Origin of the sequence: Microcystis sp. LE19-10.1B (assembly GCF_027530565.1) — a bacterium.
GTDB classification, from domain to species: domain Bacteria; phylum Cyanobacteriota; class Cyanobacteriia; order Cyanobacteriales; family Microcystaceae; genus Microcystis; species Microcystis aeruginosa.
Genome location: NZ_JAPZQM010000098.1, coordinates 1 through 3,272, shown reverse-complemented (window position 1 = coordinate 3,272; position 3,272 = coordinate 1). Strand labels below are relative to the sequence as shown.

General features: G+C 40.5%; 2 protein-coding genes and 4 pseudogenes. 4 read left to right on the top strand and 2 right to left on the bottom strand.

The annotated features are described in order from the left end of the window. Window positions 1-131: pseudogene (locus O9332_RS03345) on the top strand (IS630-like element ISMae24 family transposase); the annotation flags it as partial. A 36-nt stretch (window positions 132-167) separates the two neighbouring features. Here O9332_RS03345 and O9332_RS27930 read toward each other — a convergent pair. Both O9332_RS27930 and O9332_RS03340 read right to left on the bottom strand, forming a co-directional pair. Beyond that, a pseudogene (locus O9332_RS27930) lies at window positions 168-365 on the bottom strand (PIN domain-containing protein); the annotation flags it as partial. Continuing rightward, the gene (locus tag O9332_RS03340; RefSeq protein ID WP_288023624.1) at window positions 362-622 is read right to left on the bottom strand and encodes a hypothetical protein; all 261 of its coding nucleotides are present in this window, start codon (window positions 620-622) and stop codon (window positions 362-364) included. The gene O9332_RS03340 and the pseudogene O9332_RS27930, both read right to left, overlap by 4 nt. Window positions 623-861: 239 nt before the next feature. Here O9332_RS03340 and O9332_RS03335 point away from each other — a divergent pair, with 239 nt between their 5' ends. The 3 genes and pseudogenes from O9332_RS03335 to O9332_RS27925 all read left to right on the top strand — a co-directional run. Further along, window positions 862-999, top strand: a complete 138-nt coding sequence (locus tag O9332_RS03335) for a hypothetical protein (RefSeq protein ID WP_288023622.1) — start codon at window positions 862-864, stop codon at window positions 997-999. A 446-nt stretch (window positions 1,000-1,445) separates the two neighbouring features. Continuing rightward, window positions 1,446-1,670 (top strand): annotated as a pseudogene (locus O9332_RS28285) (calcium-binding protein); the annotation flags it as partial. 411 nt (window positions 1,671-2,081) lie between these two features. Further along, window positions 2,082-3,272, top strand: a pseudogene (locus O9332_RS27925) (Calx-beta domain-containing protein); the annotation flags it as partial.

The window sequence follows — 3,272 nt, the reverse complement described above, 5'->3', positions numbered from 1 at the left end:
AAATATTATGGAGATTTTTAAAATATGAATGGATTGAATTTAGCGCCTATAAAGACCGAAAGAGCCTCCTCGCTTACGTTAAAAAAGTGCTGGACAATTTTGGAGGCGAGTATGTAATTAATTTTGCCTAGGTACTTACTTAAATCAAAGCGAGTTTTTATGTTAATATCACTTAATTCTTGAATTAGTTTTTCTGTTTCTGATTCTCCTATATCGCGATAAAAATTATAGTAAACTTCGCAAAGATTAACAACATGAATCATTTTGTTATTATTTTGATTAGTGATGGTTTCTCTGACAAGATCCGCTCCTGTTTCATTACGAACAAAAGCAATTACAGCACAAGCATCTAAAATGATATTCATCTATTACGCTCCTCCCAATCAATTTCTGCTTGTTTTTGTTGGGCAAAATCTTCACTACTGGTGGGTGCATGAGCATATTTACCTTGTAATGATTTAATTAACTGTTGTCTTTCTTCTTCTGATTTAGGTTTAATTTGAGGCAAAAAATTTTGCTCGATTAACTCTCTAATTTGCAATAATTGTTCGCCAGAAAGATTAGCTAATGATTCAATTATTTGTTGACGTATTGCTGTAGCATTCATGATTATTACTGACAATTAAGTATAAAAAGTTACTATGGTTACAATCTATCACAAAAAATGCTAATTGGCCAGCAAACCTCTAAAATTAAGCAAATAACTGCCTCGCTTTGACGTTAGCGATCGCATCTTCGCAATAACTGAGAAAACGGGTTTCTTTGAGAAACCCGTTTTCTGTAAATTTTTGTTATAGAAACCTTGAAAAATTCGGGATTCTTTGCATAAAATAGTCGAAGTCATCCTTTGCGGTCAATGTCATGACTTCTACCCTCTTGCCGAGCTTTCCTGCTGTTGACGATGTTTTGTTCAATTTTGCTCAATCTGATGGCTTTGTTCAAGCTAATCAGGTGGATAGTGCGAGAAATCAAGGTTTAACCGCACCGAATTTAATTTGACCTTCTCTGATTCATAAGTAAACCTGATTGAAAAAACAATGGCTCTACCGAACCTGTCATGCAAAACTATCAACAACTTATGCTTGTAAAGCTTGTACAATAAGGCTTTGAGTTTTTGTTAGATTGATATTTATCAACTTTAGAACATTGCTGGACAGAGAGGGAGCTTGGGGACTTTTCTACAGTGTAAGTTCGGAAGAACCAAAACAATAAGTATATCTTATGTCCTAATTGACGGTAGAAAAAAACGCTCTTAAGATAGTAGAAACCATTAATTGATGGTTTGATAGTTTTTAAGCCTAACCTAGACTGGCTGCGGTTGGGGAAAACTGGACTGAATTGCACTGAATAAATAATAGCCAAGCAAATTGTGGGCATTGCCCACCTTACACCCAGGGCAGCTTAAATTAGTAAAACACGAATTATAAGTTTTTAGGACAAATACAATGGCTACATTTATCGGAGACAACAACAACAACAACCTTGTTGGAACGACTGGTGATGATTTGATTCAAGGTTTAGGAGGGAATGATACTCTGTCTGGACTGGATGGCAATGATACAATTGACGGCGGAACGGGCGATGATGTATTAAACGGTGGGGACGGCAACGATAATATTGATGGTGGCACAGGCATTGATGTAATCAATGGTGGTGACGGAAATGACCTCATTGCCTCTGGGACAAAAGGAGAGTCCATCGATGGTGGTGCGGGGAATGATACCCTGACCACCTTGAATTTGAGTGACTCCAGCGCAAATCTGGTTCTCGATTTAACCGCAGCCAATCAACTCAGTGGGGACGGTATCACCACAATTAAAAATATCGAGTCGATACCGTCTGTCACTACTGGCAGTGGCAACGATACCTTTAAATTAACGGGAAATCTGTTAATCAGTAACAGCAAATTTGATGGAGGAGGGGGAAACGACCTATTAATCGCCGACTTTAGCAATGCCACTTTCGCGGGTTTGGGAACAAGCGGTTACGGCGTTTTTAATTACAACGTTACCACTTATATCTACGCTCCCGGTAATAGTAACAGTACCTTGCTGTCCTACTCCAATACCGAACAATTTAATATTACCGGAACAGCTTATATCGACTATTTGACCGGTTACGGGGGCAATGACACCATCAATGCTGGTGCAGGGAATGATTATCTTTGGGGAGCCGCAGGGGATGATGTATTAAACGGTGGGCTCTTCTGGTTTCTGTGTGGAGGGAAGAAGAATAGGGATAATTTTATAGAAATATAGTCTTCAAAGCCTTGCCTAGCAAGACTCCTACGAATGATAATCAGTGCTTATCACACAAAGTAGAGAAGAGCCAACGGTGGGGACGGCAACGATAATATTGATGGTGGCACTGGTAACGATATTCTTATTGGTGTCGATCCTAAAAGTGCTATTCCAGGTAAAGGGGAAATCGATAATTTAACAGGCGGAACAGGAAGTGATAAATTCATTCTCGGCGACGCTACTTGGATCGGTTATGACGATGGTAATAGCGCTCTTGCAGGGAACAATGATTACGCCCAAATAACTGACTTTAACCCTACCGATGATATTATTCAGCTACGTGGTACCAGTAGTGACTATTTATTAACAGTTTCTGGTTCTAATACTAATCTCTACTACAATAAACCAGGATCTGAACCGGATGAACTCATCGCCGTTATCCAAAACCGCACAGGATTAAATCTAACAGGCAACTCTTTTAATTATGTCTCTAGTTTCGTCCTTCCTAGCATTACTCTAGATATCTCCCCCGCAAGTGTGACAGAAGACGGGACAACCAACTTAGTCTACACCTTCACCCGCACAGGAGACACAACTAATCCCTTAACCGTCAACTATACAGTTGACGGAACAGCTACTTTTAGCACAGATTACACTCAAACTGGTGCAGCCAGTTATACAGCAACCACAGGGACAGTGACTTTCGCTGCTGGTTCGTCCACTGCTACCGTAACTGTTGACCCCACTGCTGACACCACAGTTGAAAGTAATGAAACCGTCGCTTTAACTCTCACTGCGGGGACTGATTATACAGTTGGGACCACCACCGCAGTTACTGGGACAATTACCAATGATGATGTGACCCCTAGTATTACTCTTGCGGTTGCTCCCGCAAGTGTTACCGAAGACGGAACAACCAACTTAGTCTATACTTTCACCCGTAGCGGAGTAATAGCTAACGCTTTAACAGTCAATTACACCCTCGGAGGGACAGCTACTCTTAATACCGACTACACTCGCAGCGGGACTAAC